Here is a 20,892-nt window from a genome sequence, read left to right as displayed (position 1 = left end):
GACAGACTCCTTTCAATTCAAGGTCAGGCTACTCATTACGTTTCCCCCATTTGGGAGGCCCCTTGATCCGAACCTGATGTTCTTCACAAGGGGCCCGCAAATGTGGCTTATTTAAGGGACCATTCGAACAGATTACCAGACAAGCCAATGAACGGACTGACCTTTACATGTTCCATCCGACCATTGTAGGCATACACCGTCTTCTTATAGTTGGTAAAAATAACGGGCAGTTCATCGTTTAGCAGCACATATAATTCTTTATATATTTTCTTGCGTTCTTCCATATTCGTCGTAGACAAGCCTTTTTCATATAGCTCTTTTACCTTTGGATTGTTATATCCCTTGACTTCTCCATTAACGAATTGCTCGATTCCATCCGATGGATCTGTCAGCATGCCTGTCGAGAAGGCGGCGAGATCATAATCTTTACCTTCTACTTTGGCTACCATTGCATTAAAGTCTGCAAAGATTTCCGGCTGAAGGTCAACACCAATCGCTTTGTAATTTTCAGCCGCAAGCGCAATAAAGGTGTCTGTTTCTGGACGTTTAGAGGTCAGCAGGTGAATGGTCAGCTTCTGTCCGTTTTTCTCACGGATACCGTCACTACCTTCCACCCAACCCGCTTCATCCAGCAACTTTTTCGCTTGCTCCGGGTCGTAGTTGTATGGATTGATTCCTTCGGTCGTGTAAGACCAGAATATTGGGGAAGCTGGAATGTTTGCGACTGCCCCTGCTCCCTGAGCTGCGTCGACATAAATACTTTTCCGATCTAGTCCATAGGTCAATGCTTGACGAACCTTTTTATCCTTAAGCTTTTCATTTTCTAGATTTACTTGCAAATATCCGTAAGTGCTAGGGGTATACGGCAAAATGTTTAAAAAGCCAAGCCCTTTCAGTTTGTCAATATTTTCCTGAGTTGCGGTGAAGGATGCAAAGTCGGTATCGCCCGTTTCAATAAACTGCCAAGCATCGCCTTCTGCTGTTTTGTAAATGAAATGCTGTGTTTTCGGCTTGCCTTTGAAAAAGTGATCATTCGCCTCCAGACGAACTTCTTGCCCCGGAATAAATTTTTCCAGCTTATAAGCCCCATTCCCCAGAGGACTACTATGTAGATTCTTAAAATAATCCAGCTGTCCAAACTTATAATCCTTGCCGTAGTAGGCTTTGGACAGTACATATTCACCCAGAATCGGCAGAGCCAACGCGTTAGGTTTTTCCAACGTCGCAGAAATGGTCTGCGCATCAATTACCTTGATTCCTGCAATTTGTTTTGCCTTGCCTTCCGTATAGGCGTTGCCGCCTTTAATGTTCAGCTTTCGGATTTGACTGTCGCCAGGATAGGCTTTGTCATAGATCAACGTCCAAGTAAAAGCGACATCTTCTGCTGTCAAAGGGGAGCCATCACTGAATTTAGTACCGGGAACCAGATGAAATGTATACGTTAGATTATCTTTAGAAATATCCCAGCTCTTAGCCAGATTGGGCAGCGGAAGCCCCTTCTCGTCTACTGTGACCAGCGGAGTCCACAATTGCGAAATCACGTTGCCGTCATAGCCGCTTTGGTTAAAATACGGAGTAAACACCCCGGCTGGGTCAGTCAGACCCACAATAATCGTGTCGCTTCTCTTTTTGGACACTTCCGGCAATTTGGACATATCAGAGGCCTTTACCAAACTTGTTAATGGCTGCGTTGTAGTAGCTGTCTGTGTGTCCCCATTATTTTGGGCAGTAGCATTGTTGGAGCTGTCCGGTCCACCGTTAGAGCAAGCCGCCAGCAAAATAGAGCTCGCCAGAAGTAGACTGCTAAGTAAAATAATACTCTTTTTCAACATAATCCCCCCGAGTTAAATTATTAAATTCCGATAGAACAAGTTGTGATTAAGAAGATAAACCTCATTATAGGAATTTATTGGGGTTCTGTAAAGGGAGAACTACATTTTTTATGTAAAAAAAAGACGTCAACTCATCTGGATTCCAAATGATCGACGTCTATTTGTTTAAAGTGTTAAAGTCTGACGGGTGCGTGCAGCCTAATTTCGCTCCATATAGCCAAAAATGCTCCGATGCATTTCATCCACAGCCGAAAGCCGTGCGCTATATCCGAGTAATGTTTCTCCATCAAAATGTGCATGAATGAAGCCGGAGGCCCGGAGCTTAAAAATATGGTCGTGCGTGATTCCCTTGGACAGCTTGAGATGACGGACAATCTCAATAAAGGTTCGTGGAGACTGGCTTTGATACAAATATTTTAAAATCCTAAGCCTGCTCTTCTCCCCCAAGCTTCGGATCATTCGATATTCCTGTGGGGATAAAAAATCTTCCTCCTGAACATAAATTCCTGCCGAGTAATGGCATAACAGGAGCGACCCAAATCGATAAATAATATTTATCGGCTGAAAATGGTATTGAGGCACCAGCAACACGCGCGTCAGTCCCTCGGAAGGCTCGAACCGGAAGCCATTAGTGGTACGATCCACCCACTCCATAGAGCTATAAACGCCCTTCTCCTTATTTCTTCGTTCAGCTTCCTGTTCCAGACCGCTTAGAATACTTATATCCACATGGCGAAAATACTCTTCGTCCCAGCCAGATAGCAGTTGCAAAGCAAGTTTGCGAAGCTTCTCCATGTCGTCAGGCAGCGGAATCCCATAGGCTGATGCCTGTTGTTTTAATTCCTGTAAAGTCTGGCTTTCCAAACGGTCTACGACCTCTTCAACGCCCCCCTGATCAGAAAGCATATAGACAAGTCCATAAATAACCTTCCAATCTGCATTGATTTCCATGGACTCAAGCAATTCGGACAAACCTGGAGACAGCGTTCCACTCACTTGCTCCGCCCATCCGGCTGATAAGTCGGTCTTCTTGTAAGCCTTGCGGCAAATAAAGGTGTGTAAGCTGCTGAGCAGCTCAAACACCGGTCCATATGCTACATGTACATCGTAAGGAGCATTCACGTCGTGACTCATCGCTTTCTGTCCTCTTTTCTATCATATCTGATGTCCATTATACATACTATCGTACACCCATTCATTCTTAGTGAGCCATTCGTACGAGAATTTAGCAAAACACAGACACAAATATGAAGGAAACAAGCGCTATAATCAAAGCGCAAAAAAAGCCTGATCTCACCAGACTTTAACTGTTCAGCTATGAATTCAAAAAGGTTGTCTCCCACAAATATCGCAGGAGACAACCTTGGGTCAAATAGTATAATGTTTAAAGTTTGTTAGCTGCTACTTTCCACTCTAAAATTCCTGTGGATGCTGAACCTTTGGATACCATTTCAATTCTTAATTTCGTTGTTTTTACAGGCGTAAAAGTAGTTGTATTATACTGGTCTGCCGAAGCACCCAATCCATTAGCCTGCTTGACATTGGACCAGCTGCGACCATTCCAATACTTAATCTTGTAAGACTTAGGAACATCAATGCCACCGCCATCTTTAAACCAATAGACATCCGTTTGGGATACCGTATATTCTTGATCAAAATCATATTGGACCCATTGTGTACCTGTCTCAGGCCAAAATGAAAAAACCGTTTATTCACTGAATCAATTCCATCGCAGAATTTGATTTTGGAATAAACGGCTCTATTTATAAGCTTTTTCACACTACTCTAGCATTTTTTAGCGGGTAGGAAAACGAGTAGTATCCTTCTTGACTTGGCTCCAGGTATACCGCAACATCCAGGTATCCCACTCTGTTATTTTGGGAGAATTGCCGGCCCACATAATAGTTGGCACAGGAAAACCACCGCTAGGCTCACGCTCCTAGTCTATGGATATCAATGCCGACTCGGCCAGTGAAGCCAGTAGCTTCGCTGTTCCGGGCAACGCACGTTCGTCCAGATCAAAGGCAGGATGATGCCATTCCTGGCTTCCCGCAGTGCCGACAAAGACAAATACACCTGGGATGTTCTTCTGATAAAACCCAAAATCCTCGCTCGCCGAGGACGGTACGGGGCGAACGACTTCCAGACCGACCGCTTCGGCCACCTCTTCCGCGATAGCGGTCAACTTACCGTCATTCAGAACAGGTGGCGGACCCTCGATCCAGCGGATGGTTGCTTTCGTGCTGAAAGCATCGGCAACACCTTTTACGACCTGCTCGAAGCGTTCAGTCACCTGAGCGCGAACATTCTCGTCAAATGTGCGGATTGTTCCGTCCAAATGGGCGCGGTCAGGAATGATGTTCCAGGCGTTGCCACTGTGCAGCTTCGTGACGCTAATGACCGCGCTATCCAGCGGATTAACGCTCCGACTCACAATGGATTGCAGCGCCGTAATGATATGTGACGATACCACGATGGGGTCAATCCCTGCATGCGGCACTGCCGCATGTGTGCTCAGACCCTCCACCTCGATGTAAAAACCATCCGCCGCTGCCATTAGAGGACCTTCTTTGATGCCGACCGTGCCTACGGGCAGGTCTGGCTTGTTATGCAGGCCAAATATGGCCTGCACCCCTGCCAACGCACCGCTGTCCAGCACTTGGGCAGCGCCTTTGGCCTTTTCCTCAGCTGGCTGGAACACCAGCCGAACCGTGCCTTTCAGCTCCTGCTCCCGCTGCTTCAGGAGTATGGCTGCTCCTAACAAGGACGCGGTATGAAAATCATGCCCACAAGCATGCATCTTGCCCGGATGCACCGAAGCATAAGGCAATCCCGTCTCCTCCTGAATAGGCAACGCATCAATGTCTGCACGAAGCGCGACAGTTGGTCCCTCCTGCCGTCCGCCAATTTCCGCTACTAATCCGGTACGCAGCGGCACATCCAGAATCGTTATGTTCTGTTCTTCCAACAGACGTCGGATAAAGGCGGTAGTTTCAAACTCCTCGTTAGATAGCTCGGGATTTCGATGCAGATGGCGGCGAATATCCACCAGTTGCTGCTCCAAAACCTGCTCCTTCGTTCCGGTTGATCCACTCATCCCTATTCCTCCTTCGTGAACCCAAAATAGTTACAATTCTCTCAGACCAACAATTTCTAGGACTGCACAGGCAATCCGGCAAAAGCTTCATGCAACAACTCGAACGAGCGCACGCGCTTGTGTATATCTCTTATTCCTGTCGTAACGATCAGCTCATCGACCTGATACTTCGCTTGAATTTCCGTCAGGACAGCATAAATTTCGTCTTTATTCCCTTTGTTAATTTGCGCTTGTGTAGCTTCAATTGTATATTCTTCACCCGATTGCTTGCCAAACTTTTCTGCACTTTCCAACGTGCCCACCGTAGCCGTCTTGCCACTGGCCAGATGAATTTTGTACAGCTTGTGCTCCCCTGCTAACTCTGCAGCTTCCTCGGAAGTGTCCGCTACGATGACTGAAAGCGCAAAAAGAGCTTTCGGCTCACGTCCATAACTATAATCGAAAGACGCCCGATACGTACAGAATGAGTCCAATGCAACCTGCTCATTACTATTGATAAATTGCGAGAAAACGTAGGGCAACCCCAAACGCGCAGCAATTCCAGCACTGTCTGTACTTGTACCCAAAACGTAAATATCTGCCGGTGTTTCTGGAATCGGATTCGCCTGTAACCCGGCTAACGGTCCTTCTTCAGACGGAATATTATGAATATAGCGACTTACTTCATCAATTTTTTCTTCGAGAGAAGGCGCATCATGAACGTTTCGTTGTAACGCCTGTGTGGATTTCGGCAACCCGCCCGGTGCGCGTCCGATTCCCAAATCTACGCGACCCGGTGCAAGAGAGGACAGCACATTAAAGTTTTCGGCTACTTTATAAGGGCTGTAATGCTGAAGCATCACTCCACCAGAACCGACTTTAATACGCTCAGTGCGTGCCAGCAAGTGGGAAATGAGTACCTCTGGCGAAGAGCCCGCAACCTGCTCGGAATCGTGATGCTCTGATACCCAGAAGCGCGTAAAACCCAATTCCTCTACACGCTGTGCTAGCTTAATCGTATTACGAAGGGCCTGCGCTGCCGTTTCCCCCTCGTGTATAGGGCTTTGATCCAATACTCCGATTTTAATACTCATGTCTCCCTCTCCCGTCTAAATTGAATAGTTATATTCCGGTGTAATCCGTTTCAGGAATTGTTGGGTACGTTCCTCTTTGGGGTGGTTAAAAATGTCGTCCGGTGTGCCTTCCTCGATAATATGACCGCCATCCATAAATACCACATGATTTGAAACATCGCGCGCAAAGCCCATTTCATGTGTAACGACAATCATCGTAATGCCTTCCTTCGCAATCTTGCGGATCACCGACAACACCTCACCCACCAGTTCAGGGTCCAGCGCCGAAGTCGGCTCATCGAACAAAATCACTTCCGGGTTCAGCGCCAAAGCACGCGCTATGCCGACACGCTGCTGCTGCCCGCCGGATAGCTGGCTTGGATAATGATTTAGCTTTTCACCCAGACCGACCTTTTCCAGCACTTCAATGCTAATTTTTTTCGCTTCCTCCTGCTTGACCTTGCGGACAACGACAAGTCCTTCCATGACATTTTCCAGTGCTGTTTTATGCTTGAACAAATTGTATTGCTGGAAAACCATAGCCGTCTTTTGGCGTAGAGCCAAAACATCCTTCTTCGCAGGTCGCTTGCAGTTCACTGTAAAATCTCCAATGCTGACTTCCCCATCATTCGGCTTTTCCAGATAATTAATGCAGCGTAGCAGAGTCGTTTTTCCTGAACCGCTCGGGCCTAAAATAACGACGACCTCGCCTTTGTTCACGGTCAAATCAATGCCTTTAAGCACTTCATGTTTGCCGAACGACTTCGTAATATTTTGCAGATGGATCATGATGCTCGACCTCCATTAAACACATTGATTTTTTTCTCCACCAACCCAGATATTCGCTCGATCAATACCGTCAAGCCCCAAAATAGCAGTGCAGCTGCGATATATACCTCCAAATATTTCCAGTTGGTAGATGCCAGAATTTCAGCCTGTGCCTGGATTTCTGTGACAGAAACCGTGAAAGCCAAGGTAGAGCCATGAAGCATCCCAATAACGGAATTCGTCAGATTTGGCAAACTCACCACGAATGCCTGCGGAAATACAATCCGTCTCAGCACTTGCCACGTCGTCATCCCGACAGCATAAGCCGCCTCGATCTGCCCCTTGTTGACCGATTGAATTCCAGAACGGACGACCTCAGACATATACGCGCCACTGGTAATGGAAAACGAAATGAGTGCAAATACCATATAAGGAACATCTTTGGATTGCAGCGGCCAGCCGAAATGCTTCGCTCCCGCATCAATTAACAAAGGCAAACTGAAATAAATAAGCAGCAAATGCATCAGCATCGGTGTGCCACGGATAAATGTAACGTAACCGTGAGAAATCTGGGATAACACAGGAACCTTATAGATTCGCGCCAGCGCCGTTATTATACCGATGACCAACCCTGCCAGTACAGAAACCACCGTAATCATTAAGGTGTTGGGCAACGCGGAGAACAACCCTAAAAAGGCAGTATATATAAATCCAAAATCCAGACTCATATGCCTTTACCTCCTTTACTCAGACGAGGACTTCTCAGGTAGCGCACCACAAAACTTTTTCGTTTTTCGGGTTCTTTCTGCACTTCATCCCGATGCTCATGCCGGAGAAGCGTATTTTCCAGCACCCTGAACAATTTTTGTAAAATCAGACTGATGACCAGATAAATAAGAGATAACGCGATGTAGGTTTCAACAAAATGCTGGGTAGCCGACCCTAATGTCTGTGATTTCCCTGTCATGTCCATCGCTCCGATCGTAAATGCCAGCGAGGTATCCTTCAGATTGCCAATCACCAGATTGGAAAATACCGGAATCACCACAGCCAGCGCTTGCGGCATTATGATACGTGTAAAGGTCTGATAGCCTGACATGCCGACGGACTGTGCAGCCTCGATTTGTCCTCGGTCTACTGCCTCTACTCCTGACCTGATAATTTCGGAAATAAAGGCTCCACTATTGAGTGCGTAGGTCACTACAGCAAACCACAGCACATCCCATCTGGAGGAATTGATATCTACCAGCTTTAGTAGCTCTGGCAGGCCGTAATACACCAGAAACAATTGGATTAGAATAGGTGTTCCGCGAAAAAAGGAAACATACACCTGAGAAACACGTTTGAGAAATGGAATGTTATACATGCGAGGCAGCGCAACCAACAGACCAATGATAAGCCCCAATACAAGCGAGCTTGCTACAATAAACAAGGTGATGTGTAAGTAAGACAGCATTTTCGGGATAAAGCTAAAAACATAGTCAATATTGAACTCTCTGCTCATATGCCTGCCTCCTTTCTATACATCAGCGGTCAGAATACATAGAGTACCCTGACCGCTGAAATGTCCAAGTCTATCCTTACTTTTTACTGCTGTTACCTTCCTTTTTCACATCTTCCAGAGACTTCGTGAAATCCTCTCCAAGCCATTTAATGCTCAGCTTCGACAGCGTACCGTCGTCCTTCACTTCCTGAATGGCTTTGTCCAGGTCATCCGCCAATCCTTGCTCATTTTTATTCAGTACATACAGTACATCCGATTGAGTCAAAGGATCACCAACGGTTTTCAGAGCTACTTCTCCTTTTTCATCGGTGTTAAAACGGTTCGCAAAGTCTGTCGTAACGGTAGCATCTATACGGCCACTCGTAATTTGTTGCACCGTATCATTGGCCGCACCACTCGTATAAACGATATTCAGGGCATCTCCATGGTTTTTGTTATATTCTTTTAGCACATACGCCGCATTACTGGTTGGGCTGGTAAGTACCTTTTTCCCTTTCAAATCATCAATGGAATGAATGGTATTGTTATCCTTCGCTACAGCGACTCTGTTCAGAAAAATGCTATATGGATTTTTGTTGAACAGATACTTGGCTTCGCGCTCCGGGTTTTTTTCCATTTGATGCGATACCAGATCAATCTTGCCGGCATCGAGACTTAGCAGCAAATTTCCAAAGTCCATCGTTTTGAATTCAAACTCGTATTGAGGCAGGCGCTTGTCCAGCTCCTTAATCAGCTCCACATCAAAACCTGTTAAATTTCCGTTTTCGTCAATAAAACATACATTTTTGAATTGAGTACCTGTGCCTACGATAATTTTCTTCACGTCTCCGCTTGAACCTGACGCGCTAGACGCGTTATCTGAGGAACCGCAGCCTGCCAACACCAGGATGATTGCCATAACAGACAATATTGCAAACCACTTTTTCATATGAATCCCCCTCATCTCTTTGTATATCAGCAGTTTGCGACATACATAGTAGCTACAGTATATAATAATCAATAATTCCTATAAACTTAATTGGTTTTAGGATGTGATTAATTTAACACCTGGAAATCTATATGTCAATCCACCAAGCTATAGAACTTTTCTATAACAAAACAGCACCCCGGAAGCCCTCTGTCAGTGCATCTGCAAAATCCGAGGTCACTGCACAGTCTTCTTTGGTCGCAATTATGCTAATCTGCATCGACACCCCAGCTACCTCTGGAACATGGATACGGAACAGTTTCTGATCTTTCACTTCACGGTTTACACAGACATCCGGCAAGAAGGCAATACCCGCTTCTTCCAATACCAGCTTTTTGGCCGTGACCACATTGTCTACCTGAAAAGCAATGTCTGGTGGCTGCTCCAGTGATTCAAAAGCGTGATGAATTCTCATCCAATCTAGTGATCCGCATTCAAAAAACACCAGTGTTTCACGTTGAATATCCTGTATGCTGGCCTTTCCTGTCTTCATAAACGGATGGCCGTCGTATACATACAGGGAAATCGGATCTTCATAAAAAGCAAGCGTACGGATAGCCGGATGCATCACTTTACGGACAAAACTAATGTCTACCTCACGGTTCAACAGTTTATGTAGCAGTTGATCCGTCGTTGCCGTCACAATTTTGTAGTTAACCTCTGGATAACGGGCACCAAGCTGCTTTAATATCTCTGGAATAATGTAGTTCGACACCGATATCGTGCAGCCAATTCGAATTTGTTGAGGGGCTTTCTTACGCTGTTGGAGCTTTTGCTTCCCTTTTTGCAGCACCTGAAGCATCTGCTCCGCATAAGGAAGAAACTTTCGTCCATCCTCCGTCAGAACCGTTTGCTTGCTTTGACGGTCGAACAGCTTGCATTCTAGCTCGCGCTCTAGCGTCTGAATCCGGGCTGTAACAGAGGGCTGGGACAAGAACAAGGCTTCTGCCGCCTTATTAAAGCTCCCATAATGATTCACGTATACAAAGGCTTCCATATTCTCGATATTCATACGCAAGTCCCCCAGTAAGTTTTATATACACTTATCCAATATATTAACTCGGTTTTTTTGTATCATAAAACTCACTGAACGACCTGTCAATGGACATATTGAAAAAAATATCTATAATTTTAATAGCTCATTTAATTCTTTAACAGAACGTTCCAACCGTGCAACCAATTCTTCGGACAACCCGTATAGTCCATCCGGCAGACGTTCGACCCACTGATCCACTGCATACACCCCGCCAAGAATATGTCTTCCGCCCAGTGCATTGATAACCGGCTTCAATGCATAGTCAATGACCAGCAGGTGAGCCAGTGTGCCTCCGATAAATAAAGGCAAGACAGGTTTCCCTCTTAGTCCCTCCTGCGGAACCAAATCCAGAAAGATTTTCAATAGTCCTGAATAGGACGCCTTATAGACTGGAGAAGCCACAATGACGGCATCCGCTGCTGCAATCAGCGCAAGTGATGCTGTGATATCAGGGCTGTTAAAGTTAGCTGTGACTAGATCCTCCGCTGGCAAGTCGACCACATTCAGCAGTTTGACCTCCGCTCCAGCCTGCTGCAACTGCTCCGTTGTATAGTGAATCAAGCCGTATAAACGGGATTGTGTAGACGGACTGCCTGATAGGATGACAACCTTGGACATATTTTTTCCTCCTTCTGTTATGCGTCAACCTTCACTTTAGATCTGGCCGCTGTGTAGCGGTTCTCAGGTATAGGCACGCCCAAGTTTTCACGCAGTGTGCTAAATTCATAATCCTGACGGTACACACCGCGTTCCTGCAAAATAGGCACAACCAGATTTACGAAGTCATGCAGACCCGATGGTACATCAGAACCAATAATGAATCCGTCTGCTCCTTTTCTATCAAACCACTCCTGCACTCGATCCGCCACCTGCTCAGCGGTTCCGATAAAAGAGGTTTTCGGCGTAGCTGAACGCAACGCAACCTCGCGTAAGGTCAAGTTTTGTTCCTTGGCTACTCGTTTGATTTTATCTGTACCGCTGCGGAACGCATTGCTGCCAATACCATCAAGCTCAGGGAATGGCTCATCCAGCGGATATTGTGAGAAATCATGATGATCGAAGAAACGTCCCAAATATTTTAGCGCAGCCTCAATCGTCACCAGATTCGTGATCTCTTCATACTTACGTTCCGCTTCCTCCGTTGTATTGCCAATAATCGGCGATATGCCTGGCAAAATGACAATATCCGCTTCGGATCTACCATAGCGTACCGCACGTTCTTTCACATCATGATAAAACTGCTGCGCTTCCTCTAACGTTTCATGTCCTGTAAATACAGCATCCGCTTCCTTGGCGGCCAGGTTTTTGCCATCCTCCGAGGAACCTGCCTGGAAAATAACCGGCTGTCCCTGCTTGGATCGTCCAATGTTCAGCGGACCCTGCACAGAGAAAAACTCACCTTTATGGTTCAATGTATGCAGCTTTTCAGGATCAAAAAATACTCCAGCTTCCTTATCACGAACGAACGCATCCGCTTCCCACGAGTCCCACAGTCCTTTCGTAACCTGTAAATATTCCTCTGCAATTTTATAGCGCTGCGGATGCGACGGGTGCTCGCCTTTGCTAAAGTTAAGGGCAGAGCCTTCCAGCGGGGAAGTCACCACATTCCAGCCTGCACGACCTCCGCTAATATGATCAATGGAAGAAAACTGGCGTGCTACCGTGAACGGTTCGCTATAGGAAGTCGACAATGTGCCAACCAGTCCGATATGCTTCGTCACTCCAGCCAAAGCAGACAAAATCGTAATTGGCTCAAAACGGTTCAGAAAGTGAGGAATGGATTTTTCGTTAATGAACAGGCCATCTGCGATAAATACGAGGTCGAACTTTCCTTCCTCTGCCTTTTGCGCCTGCGTTTTATAAAATTCAAAGTTAACACTCGCGTCCGCAGGTACTTCAGGGTGACGCCAAGTCGTCATGCTTCCCCCAACGCCGTGAATAATCGCACCAAATTTAATTTGTTTATTCTTAGCCATAACTCTTCCACCTCTCTTGAACATGATTGTTATACCACTTGATTGTAACTTTCCAGCACTTTACCCAACTCTTCCAGATCCGGGTTGAGCAGGGCTTCATATTTGTTATCCCCGCCTACTTCGACGACAGGAACATAACGAACACCATATTTGGTTTCCAGCACGTCACGCAGCGCATCATTTCCGTCCACTTGGATATTTTCATACGGCTGATTTTGGGATTCCAGGTACGATTTGATCTCTCCACAAAAATGACAGCCGGTTTTGCTCCACAATACAACTTTAGGTTTGGACGACATATACATACCTCCGTGAGCTTAATGTTTATAATTCCGATGAATTAAATAAGGATTATATTTATAATGTATCCTGCCGACCCTTTTCCGTCAATCGCTTGTGTAATAGACATTGCTAATTCAACGATAGAAAATTTTAATCTTATATCGTATTTAATCGGTTTATTGGTAGCTCAGTTATTTAAATTTAGGGGAATTGGAGTTTAAATGTGCCTTGACGCGGATATCCTTGGAATAGTAGCGCCCTTGTGGTGAAATGAAATGGGGTTGAGTAAATGCAGGATTGGGCCGAGGTTGCTATACGCACATTAATGGCTGTCGCTATATTATTTTTAATCACCAAAATTCTTGGAAAACGTCAGGTATCCCAGCTTTCCTTGTTCGAATATATAACAGGAATCACGATAGGTAACCTGGCTGCTACCATTCCTATGGAGCGTGAATCCACCTGGTATCTAGGCCTCATAGCCTTGTCAGTATGGGTACTGACAACACTTGGCATTGAATATTTGCAAATTAAAAGCAAGAAAATCAGAGATATAACAGATGGAAGGACAACAATCCTGATCAAAGACGGCAAAATTTTAGAGGATAATCTGAGAAAGGAACGGCTCACCCTGGATGAACTCATGGAGCAGCTACGAAGCAAGAATGTATTCAAAGTATCTGATGTAGAATTTGCTCTCATGGAAACCAGTGGCGAAGTCAATGTGCTGTTAACCAAAGACAAGCAGCCTGTGACGCTTAAAGATTTGAATATGTTTCAGCTACCGGAGAAAGAACCCACAGCAGTCATTATGGATGGACAACTTATGGAGCAACAAATGGCATATATGGGGATTACTCAACAATGGCTGGATGCCAAGCTAAAGGAAAAGAGCCTGACGGTCAAAGATGTGTTTTTCGCGCAGGTGGACACGCAAGGGGAGCTATATATTGACCCATACAGTGATAATGTACAGATGTCCAAGGCACAGGATTCGAATCAAGCTGTGCTGACGCTGCTGCAGCAATGTACAACCGAGCTGCAAAAACTGGCTACGAATTCCAGCGAACAGCAAAGGAAACAGTTGTATGAGCTATGCTCACACAACTTGAAGGAAGCTATCCAGGAAATGCAGCCGGTAAATTCATCTAAGTCCTGAGCACATACGCATATGCCATAAGAGTATAAGCATGGGAGTTAAAAAGGAGCGTCCTTCAGCCGCTTATGGCTTTGAAGACGCTCCTTTTTATATTACTGTGCCGGTGTACATTTCACAGTTGTTGCTGCCTTTCATTCCTTGCCGGCGCAGCGGCAGCATAACCGTAAATACCGTTCCTTCTCCCACCTTGCTGGATACAGAGATAGAGCCGGTATGCATCTCTGTTATTTTATAAGCAATGGACAGTCCCAAGCCGCTGCCTCCTGCAGTTCGGGCCCGTGACTGGTCTGCTTTATAAAACCGTTCAAAAATGCGTTGCTGATCCTGTTCGTTGATGCCCTGTCCCGTGTCCGCAATGCGGATAACCGCCTGTTCACCGTTACTTGAAAGAGAAACAGATATGCTTCCACCCTGTGGTGTAAATTTAATGGCGTTGTGAAGGAGATTTACCCAAACCTGGCCCATCAGATCCTCGTCCGCGTTGATCTCAACGATATCCACCTCAACAGTCATCTCGATTTTTTTAGCCTCCCATTGCGGTTCGCAGGCGAGAATAAGCGAAATTAGCTGCTTGTCCAGCCGATAAAGGGACGGACGAAACAGATGCCGCTCCGAATCCAGAATCGCCAGCTTCATGAGATTATCGCTTAGCTTGGATAGACGAATACACTCCGTCTCGATGATCGTCAAATACCGGTCACGCTGTTCACGATCCAGATTCTCGTCCTTGAGCGCCTTGGCGAATCCGATTATCGAGGTCAGCGGTGAGCCGATTTCATGGGATACGTTTGAAATAAACTCCTCCCGCAGCTTTTCCATAGCCTTCAGATTTGCAGCCATATCATTGATACTGTCCACCAACTGTACATAAGGATGCGGCCTCCGATGTTTTCCGTTCCTCCCGCCGAGATCCCAATCCAGATTAATGTGAAAGTCTCCTTGCGAAATACGTTTTAAAGCATCGATCATTTCGGTAAAAGCGTGCTGTTCTCTAGGCTGGAAGAAGCGCCTTACCGTCATACTGATAATACCGAAGAAGAAAAAGCCTAGCGTCGTATTCATAAGAAAGACGAACAAACCATGGGGAGCCCATGACATGTGCGAATAGATCGCCTCCATAATAAAGAACGCGGCAGTCCAGCTGAGATACAGCACCAATAACACCAGCATGAGTCTCGCAAGGATATGGAGGAATCCCGGTTCTCGCTTCATTGCCTTACCTCCAGCCGATAACCCAATCCTCGGATCGTACTGATCCGGAAGGAGTGGCTTGCCTCCGGAAACCGTTCCCGAAGGCGTTTGATATGGACATCAACCGTTCTTTCGTCTCCCTCATAATCATAACCCCAGATCTGTTCGATCAACTGGTCGCGGGTAAAGGTTTTGCCAGGATAGCTGGCCAGCTTGAAGAGCAGCTCAAATTCCTTGCGCGGCAGGGTAAACTCCTCTTGCCCAGCCCGGCATTCAAATGTATCACTCCGCAGGACAAGATCTCCGACAGTCACTGATTTGGAAACCATGATACGATAGCGTTTTAATAAAGCCTTCACGCGTGCAACAAGCACCATGGGGTCGAATGGCTTGACAAGATAGTCGTCCGTTCCGAGCGCGAAACCTTTCACGATCTGTGACGTCTCGCTTTTAGCTGTAAGCATAAGCAGCGGCAGGTCGATTTGCTCTCTCAGCTTACGGCACAACTCCCAACCATCCATTCCCGGCATCATGATATCAAGAACAAGTAAATCGACCTTGATTTGCTCAAAAATGCGCATCGCGTCCAATCCATCCACCGCCTCGACTACATCCAGACCTTCCATCCTCAAAAAGTGTCCGACCATTTCGCGAATATGCGGATCATCATCAACGACCAATACACGCGCCATTTCAATCCCCCCCCTAACTAGTTCTGCCTTAAATCTCTCATCCTCGTCAAGAAGACTGCCATCTTATGCTTTACGCATATATGCACGCACCGTAAGCGGCGCGAAGATCGCCACAATGACTGTAGCGCCAAGCAGGGAGATCGCCAGTTCCCCGCCAATCGTTCCCGTATTCGCAAGCTCCCTGACTGCGTTCACAAGATGTGAAATCGGGTTAACGTTCACAAACCACTGTAGCCAACCAGGCATTGTGTCCACAGGCACAAATGCGTTGGAAACAAAAGTGAGCGGAAACAGAACAATCATGGAGATGCCCTGTACACTGGAAGCAGTGCGGGCAATCACGCCAAAGAAGGCGAAAATCCAGCTGACTGCCCAGGAACACACGATGACCAAAAGCGCGGCGATAGCAACACTCAGCAGCCCTCCCTCTGGCCGATACCCCAAAATATACCCCATGGCGAAGGTAAGTACAGTCGCAATAGTATACCGGATACTGTCAGCCAGCAGAGCTCCAGCCAAAGGCGCAATACGTGCGATTGGGAGTGACTTGAACCTGTCGAACACTCCTTTGTCCATATCCTCACGTAGTTGGACGCCGGTAACGACGGAGGTCGAGATCACAGTCTGCACGAGGATGCCTGGAATAATAACCGGCAAATAATGCTGCACGTCTCCTGAGATGGCGCCACCAAAGATATAGGTAAACATAAGTGTGAAAATGATCGGCTGGAGCGTGACATCAAACAATTGCTCGGGAGTATGCCGGATCTTCAGAATGCCCCGGTAGGCCATCGTCATGGAATTGAAGAACGCCTGTCTGAAACTCACAGACTTCTTCAAAGTGCGATCAAAACCTGTCATAACCGTAGTGCTCTTCATGCTCTCGCCCCCTCCCCAGCATGCGCTCCTTGGGACGTCTGCTGCTCGTTTACTTGTGCCCCATGACCAGTGATGGACAAAAACACCTCGTCAAGCGTCGGCTTTTGCACACTCATTTCTGCTAGACGAATCTCTCCAGTACGGAGGGCAATCAGCAGGTCCGTTACCCGATCTGCATTGGCCATCGGAGAAATAATCTTTCCAACTTCCACTGACACGCTGGACTTGACTGAAAGCACCTGTTCAACGATCTGAACAGCTCTCTCAATGTCCTGTTGATTTTGCACTTTGAGTTGCAGAGTCGACGCCCCCACTGCCGCTTTCAGTTCATCCACCGTACCCTCAGCGACTACCCGGCCATGATCGATCACCGCGATTCGGTCAGCAAGTTGATCCGCCTCGTCGAGGTACTGGGTAGTGAGCAGTACGGTGGAACCGGTCTTGACCAGACGCCGGATCGTGTCCCACATCTTGACACGCGTGCGCGGGTCTAGTCCGGTAGTCGGCTCATCCAGGAAGATCAGCGGCGGCTTAGCGATGAGACTGGCGGCCAAGTCCAGTCGGCGGCGCATGCCTCCCGAAAAATTTTTTAACGGTCGCTTGGCTGCTTCGGCCAAGCCAAATTCCTCCAACAGCTCCGCTGCCTTATGACGCGCCTCGGCACGTCCCAGTCCAAGCAGTCTAGAGAAGATGATCAAGTTCTCAGTAGCGCTAAGCGACTCATCGACCGATGCGTATTGGCCTGTTACCCCGATCAATTGACGCACAACCTGCGGCTCCTTTACTACATCGTGCCCGAAGATACGCGCTGATCCACCATCAGGTCGCAATAACGTTGACAGCATTCGGATGGTAGTCGTCTTACCTGCTCCATTAGGGCCGAGCACACCGTAGATCGTGCCAGCATGGACATTCAAATCGACACCGTCAACCGCATGCTTATCACCAAAAGTTTTAACGAGTCCCCTTGCTTCAATGGCCAAGGTCTCTTTTTTGTCTGTATAATCCACATTCATATCCTCCCTATACGGTTTCTATAGCGAGGATAACCCACGTTTATGAACTGAATATGAATAGAAAGATATTGAACCTATTTACACTGTAAAAAAATAATCTCGTTCTACCTTGCTCACTCTTAAACCAAATGTTTTATACCACTCGGATTTCCCTTTTTCCTGCGCTACCTTGTGCAGCTCGTTATGTTTCCAATTTTTTATAGCGTCTAGAGACTCCCAATAGGAAACTGTGATGCCTACTCCATTGTGATCACGAACACTTTCCACACCTAGAAAACCAGGCTGCTCGGCAGCCAGTTCCACCATTTTGTCTCCCATCACTCCGTATCCGCCATCTCCTTCCGTACGTTCAGAAGTAAAGATAGCCGCATAATAGGGTGGCCGAGGAGTTTTAGCAATTGAGTTCATATGTTCCTCCTAAAACAAAAATATATAACCTTTCTTTCATTTGATTATAATCATAAATATTAAATAAAAAAAATGAATATATCTGATATGATACATGAATATATTTCATTAAAAAAATAGGAGTGAACAGGAATTTGTTTAAATATAAGATTTTTCTTTGCGTAGTTGAAATGGGAAGTTTCACAAAGGCCGGGGAAGTTTTAAATCTTACACAATCGGCAATCAGCCATGCGATCTCTGGATTGGAACATGAATTAGGGTTGACTCTTCTGATCCGAGGTCGTTCAGGCATCAGATTGACCAATAACGGAGAAAGATTGATGAAGCAATTTAGAGAGATCGTACAAATGGACGAAAAGCTCTACCAAGAGGTAGCTCTAATTAAAGGATTGGAAATCGGAACCGTAAAGATCGGCACATTTTCAAGCGTCTCTATTCATTGGCTGCCCCGTATTCTAAAAAAATTCAATGAGCAGTTTCCTCTTATTGAAATAAAACTGCTCGATGGGAACTACCATGAAATTGAGAGCTGGATAATCAGTGGGGAGGCTGATTTCGGCTTTGTGAACCTCCCCACGCTAGACACATTAGAGGCGTTGCCCTTAAAAGAAGAAAGCATGCTTTGTCTACTTCCTTCCGATCATATTCTGGGAAAGCAAGCCTCCATTCGAGTAGAACAGCTCAGAGATGAGCCTTTTATTATGCCTGTTGCAGGCTGTGACACCGATGTAAGGAATATTTTTTCACAGCATAATATGTCACCTAAAATCAAATATGAATTAGAAGATGACCATGCGATTATGGCTATGGTGCAGAATGGACTAGGCGTGAGTATTCTTCCTGAAATGATCCTGTCTCACATTCCTTACGACATCTCTATTCGTCCATTGGATGAGAGGCATTCCCGTACTATCGGTATCGCTACCGCTTCCTTAAAAAATGTTTCTCCAGCAGCTAAAAAATGTATGGACTTTATTAATGAATGGATCAACTAGCTTCATCATGTCGGCCAAGGAAGCGGATTTTCAAAACTGGACCAGTCCATATCCATTTCATTATCGTTCAGCAGACATTCATCTAGCTCTTCTTCCAAGTCCGGTCGATTCATTCCGATACCGATCATGACGATTTCGTTCATGCGATCGCCCCATTGTTCATCCCATTGGTCCAGAGCCTCAGGGTCAGCTGCAACGATCTCCTGCCGTTCTTCTTCGGATAATGCAGCAAGCCAGCTTCCCGCAGGGCCAAATTGAATAGATGGTCCTGCCTGACTAATACTCGCTGCCCAATCCTGCGGGGTTGCAATCCAGGCCAAACCTTTGGCGCGAACGATCTCCTCCGGCCAATAGTTCATAAATTCAGCCAATCTTGCAGGATGAAATGGTCTTCTACGACGATATACAAAGGAATTTATCCCATATTCGTCCGTTTCCGGTGTATGGCTTTCAAGCTCCAGCTCCCGAATCCATCCAGCGGATTGACTAGCCTTGTCAAAATTGAACAGCCCTGTATTCAAAATGTCCGAAGGAGCGACCTTTCCCTTGGAAGTACGAATGATTCGGGCTTCAGGCTGTAATCTCCGCAGCACACCCTCCAGCTTATCCAGCTCAGCAGACTGAACCAGATCGCACTTATTCAGAATCAATACATCACAGGTTTCAATCTGGTCTATGAGCAAGTCCGAGATATCACGCGTGTCGTCTTCACCAGTAGCCTGCCTGCGATCCAGTAACGTTTCTCCTGATTCAAAATCATGCCAGAAACGGTTCGCATCGACTACGGTCACCATGCAATCCAGTTTTGCCAGCGATGCCAAATCAATGCCAGTTCCTTCATCGGCGTACGTAAAGGTTTGAGCGATTGGCACAGGTTCACTGATGCCTGTAGATTCGATTAAAATATAATCAAACTCGCCTTGTTCCGTCAGCTTCTTGACCTCCACCAATAAATCTTCACGCAATGTACAGCAAATACAACCATTAGACAACTGGACCAGTTTTTCTTCTGTTCTGGACAAGCCGCCCTCTTTTTTAACCAGCTCGGCATCTATATTCACTTCACTCATGTCATTGACGATGACTGCCACTTTCATTCCGTCCCGATTGTTTAATACATGATTCAATATCGTTGTTTTTCCTGCACCCAAATATCCGCTCAACACTGTTACCGGTATTGGTTTCTTATTCATCGCTGGTACCCTCCTTTGAATATTAGCTTTCTCTTCTATAAATCGTAATAATTACTATTAATATCAACTTTCAGTAATATACAGCATCCCTTTTGCCTTGTCAACTGTGAAGAAACTCTTGAAATGAATAATCTAAGGTTGCTTCGTTGCGATATCTGTTTATGGTTCCTATTCTAGTTGTCATTGTGATAACCCAACAAAAGCTAGCCTCTTTGGAAAGTCATGACCAAACAACCAGGAACGTGGTTGTGGTGGAGCTTCATCGGATTTGGCTTATTTTATGCTCCGCTATGCTTCGCATCGGCTTATTCACCGGGTTGGTTGATTGCGGGAACCCGGCAAATTACTATTATTTCTGGTTCTTTGCTTGTCCCTTTATTTTCGGAATTCTGCCTGTCATACTCGCCTCATTCGCCTATCCATTAGGTAATCGCAAAATGATGGAAGTCTGCGCGGGACGATTGAATGCCTATCAACGTGTGCTCGGGATGACATTGGCTAGCTTACCCTTCTGGTTATTGCTTTCGTTGTATGGAGTTTTCAGCGCGGGAATGCCAAGTAAGGAACAGACGGTACAGTCCGCCTTGGTGGCTGTGTTTTTCAGGGGTGATCGCTACGGTTTTATTTTTTAAAGCTACAGATCAGGTTCGTGGAAATATGCAAAAGCTGGGACCGTAGAAGCAACACAATCTCTGGAAGTTCTTTATGCATTAATGGGAGAATTATTTTTTTTATATCCCCATGCCGTCTCCTTTATCATGGATGGGTATGTTCATCGTCATCCTCGGCATGATTCTGCGCAGTTATGTAACACATGCTAAAAGCTTTATGTAACTTCAGGCATT

General features: G+C 46.2%; 20 protein-coding genes and 3 pseudogenes. 3 read left to right on the top strand and 20 right to left on the bottom strand.

Annotated elements, in window-relative coordinates; translation table 11 throughout:
* Nucleotides 1–107: 107 nt before the first annotated feature.
* The 14 genes and pseudogenes from MKY75_RS10615 to MKY75_RS10555 form a co-directional block, all read right to left on the bottom strand.
* Nucleotides 108–1,832: an ABC transporter substrate-binding protein gene (locus MKY75_RS10615; protein WP_049817073.1), complete on the bottom strand. Its 1,725-nt coding sequence runs from the start codon at nucleotides 1,830–1,832 to the stop codon at nucleotides 108–110.
* A 198-nt stretch (nucleotides 1,833–2,030) separates the two neighbouring features.
* Nucleotides 2,031–2,966: an ArsR family transcriptional regulator gene (locus MKY75_RS10610; protein WP_029519125.1), complete on the bottom strand. Its 936-nt coding sequence runs from the start codon at nucleotides 2,964–2,966 to the stop codon at nucleotides 2,031–2,033.
* 250 nt (nucleotides 2,967–3,216) lie between these two features.
* A pseudogene (locus MKY75_RS10605) lies at nucleotides 3,217–3,468 on the bottom strand (discoidin domain-containing protein); the annotation flags it as partial.
* Between the two features lie 159 nt (nucleotides 3,469–3,627).
* A pseudogene (locus MKY75_RS25585) lies at nucleotides 3,628–3,762 on the bottom strand (dockerin); the annotation flags it as partial.
* A 9-nt stretch (nucleotides 3,763–3,771) separates the two neighbouring features.
* Complete coding sequence (locus MKY75_RS10600) at nucleotides 3,772–4,929, bottom strand: amidohydrolase (protein WP_340885203.1); 1,158 nt, start codon at nucleotides 4,927–4,929, stop codon at nucleotides 3,772–3,774.
* Nucleotides 4,930–4,985: 56 nt separating this feature from the next.
* Entirely contained in the window at nucleotides 4,986–6,002 is a 1,017-nt protein-coding gene (locus tag MKY75_RS10595) for an LLM class flavin-dependent oxidoreductase (protein ID WP_340885201.1), read from the bottom strand.
* A 15-nt stretch (nucleotides 6,003–6,017) separates the two neighbouring features.
* On the bottom strand, nucleotides 6,018–6,770 hold the full coding sequence (locus MKY75_RS10590) for an amino acid ABC transporter ATP-binding protein (RefSeq protein ID WP_340885199.1): 753 nt from the start codon (nucleotides 6,768–6,770) through the stop codon (nucleotides 6,018–6,020).
* Nucleotides 6,767–7,477: an amino acid ABC transporter permease gene (locus MKY75_RS10585; RefSeq protein WP_340885196.1), complete on the bottom strand. Its 711-nt coding sequence runs from the start codon at nucleotides 7,475–7,477 to the stop codon at nucleotides 6,767–6,769. The genes MKY75_RS10590 and MKY75_RS10585 overlap by 4 nt, the downstream gene beginning before the upstream one ends.
* Nucleotides 7,474–8,253, bottom strand: a complete 780-nt coding sequence (locus MKY75_RS10580; protein WP_340885194.1) for an amino acid ABC transporter permease — start codon at nucleotides 8,251–8,253, stop codon at nucleotides 7,474–7,476. Before MKY75_RS10580 ends, MKY75_RS10585 begins: the two co-directional genes overlap by 4 nt.
* 76 nt (nucleotides 8,254–8,329) lie before the next feature.
* Nucleotides 8,330–9,181: a transporter substrate-binding domain-containing protein gene (locus MKY75_RS10575; RefSeq protein WP_029519118.1), complete on the bottom strand. Its 852-nt coding sequence runs from the start codon at nucleotides 9,179–9,181 to the stop codon at nucleotides 8,330–8,332.
* A gap of 160 nt (nucleotides 9,182–9,341) precedes the next feature.
* Nucleotides 9,342–10,232, bottom strand: a complete 891-nt coding sequence (locus MKY75_RS10570; RefSeq protein WP_340885192.1) for a LysR family transcriptional regulator — start codon at nucleotides 10,230–10,232, stop codon at nucleotides 9,342–9,344.
* Nucleotides 10,233–10,343: 111 nt separating this feature from the next.
* Nucleotides 10,344–10,874, bottom strand: coding sequence for an NADPH-dependent FMN reductase (gene ssuE / locus MKY75_RS10565; protein WP_340885189.1), 531 nt, complete (start codon nucleotides 10,872–10,874; stop codon nucleotides 10,344–10,346).
* 17 nt (nucleotides 10,875–10,891) lie between these two features.
* On the bottom strand, nucleotides 10,892–12,232 hold the full coding sequence (locus MKY75_RS10560; RefSeq protein WP_340885187.1) for an LLM class flavin-dependent oxidoreductase: 1,341 nt from the start codon (nucleotides 12,230–12,232) through the stop codon (nucleotides 10,892–10,894).
* Nucleotides 12,233–12,261: 29 nt separating this feature from the next.
* Nucleotides 12,262–12,531, bottom strand: coding sequence for a glutaredoxin family protein (locus MKY75_RS10555; protein ID WP_029519113.1), 270 nt, complete (start codon nucleotides 12,529–12,531; stop codon nucleotides 12,262–12,264).
* Nucleotides 12,532–12,803: 272 nt separating this feature from the next.
* Here MKY75_RS10555 and MKY75_RS10550 point away from each other — a divergent pair, with 272 nt between their 5' ends.
* A complete protein-coding gene (locus MKY75_RS10550) occupies nucleotides 12,804–13,673 on the top strand; it encodes a DUF421 domain-containing protein (protein WP_069010217.1) in 870 nt (289 codons plus the stop codon).
* A gap of 87 nt (nucleotides 13,674–13,760) precedes the next feature.
* Here the strand turns inward: MKY75_RS10550 and MKY75_RS10545 are convergent, their stop codons facing one another.
* The 5 genes from MKY75_RS10545 to MKY75_RS10525 all read right to left on the bottom strand — a co-directional run bounded on the left by MKY75_RS10545 (nucleotide 13,761) and on the right by MKY75_RS10525 (nucleotide 17,859).
* On the bottom strand, nucleotides 13,761–14,885 hold the full coding sequence (locus MKY75_RS10545) for a sensor histidine kinase (protein ID WP_165147288.1): 1,125 nt from the start codon (nucleotides 14,883–14,885) through the stop codon (nucleotides 13,761–13,763).
* Nucleotides 14,882–15,556 carry a response regulator transcription factor gene (locus MKY75_RS10540; RefSeq protein ID WP_340885183.1) on the bottom strand — a complete coding sequence of 225 codons (675 nt, stop codon included), beginning with the start codon at nucleotides 15,554–15,556 and terminating at the stop codon, nucleotides 14,882–14,884. The genes MKY75_RS10545 and MKY75_RS10540 overlap by 4 nt, the downstream gene beginning before the upstream one ends.
* 63 nt (nucleotides 15,557–15,619) lie before the next feature.
* On the bottom strand, nucleotides 15,620–16,435 hold the full coding sequence (locus MKY75_RS10535; RefSeq protein ID WP_029519108.1) for an ABC transporter permease: 816 nt from the start codon (nucleotides 16,433–16,435) through the stop codon (nucleotides 15,620–15,622).
* Nucleotides 16,432–17,451, bottom strand: a complete 1,020-nt coding sequence (locus MKY75_RS10530) for an ATP-binding cassette domain-containing protein (protein ID WP_165147309.1) — start codon at nucleotides 17,449–17,451, stop codon at nucleotides 16,432–16,434. The genes MKY75_RS10535 and MKY75_RS10530 overlap by 4 nt, the downstream gene beginning before the upstream one ends.
* A gap of 78 nt (nucleotides 17,452–17,529) precedes the next feature.
* Nucleotides 17,530–17,859 (bottom strand): antibiotic biosynthesis monooxygenase family protein, encoded by a 330-nt coding sequence (locus MKY75_RS10525; RefSeq protein WP_013310063.1) that lies wholly within the window; start codon nucleotides 17,857–17,859, stop codon nucleotides 17,530–17,532.
* 134 nt (nucleotides 17,860–17,993) lie between these two features.
* Between MKY75_RS10525 and MKY75_RS10520 the strand changes: the two genes are divergently transcribed.
* The gene (locus MKY75_RS10520) at nucleotides 17,994–18,854 is read left to right on the top strand and encodes a LysR family transcriptional regulator (RefSeq protein ID WP_029519105.1); all 861 of its coding nucleotides are present in this window, start codon (nucleotides 17,994–17,996) and stop codon (nucleotides 18,852–18,854) included.
* Between the two features lie 5 nt (nucleotides 18,855–18,859).
* On the opposite strand, the gene MKY75_RS10515 is transcribed toward MKY75_RS10520, so the two are convergent.
* Complete coding sequence (locus MKY75_RS10515) at nucleotides 18,860–20,047, bottom strand: GTP-binding protein (RefSeq protein ID WP_340885180.1); 1,188 nt, start codon at nucleotides 20,045–20,047, stop codon at nucleotides 18,860–18,862.
* A 140-nt stretch (nucleotides 20,048–20,187) separates the two neighbouring features.
* Between MKY75_RS10515 and MKY75_RS10510 the strand changes: the two are divergent.
* Nucleotides 20,188–20,881, top strand: a pseudogene (locus MKY75_RS10510) (DMT family transporter); the annotation flags it as partial.
* Nucleotides 20,882–20,892: the final 11 nt, after the last annotated feature.

It is taken from the genome of Paenibacillus sp. FSL L8-0663 (genome assembly GCF_038008125.1).
Lineage (GTDB): Bacteria > Bacillota > Bacilli > Paenibacillales > Paenibacillaceae > Paenibacillus > Paenibacillus polymyxa_D.
This window is presented reverse-complemented; position numbering and strand designations above follow the sequence as displayed.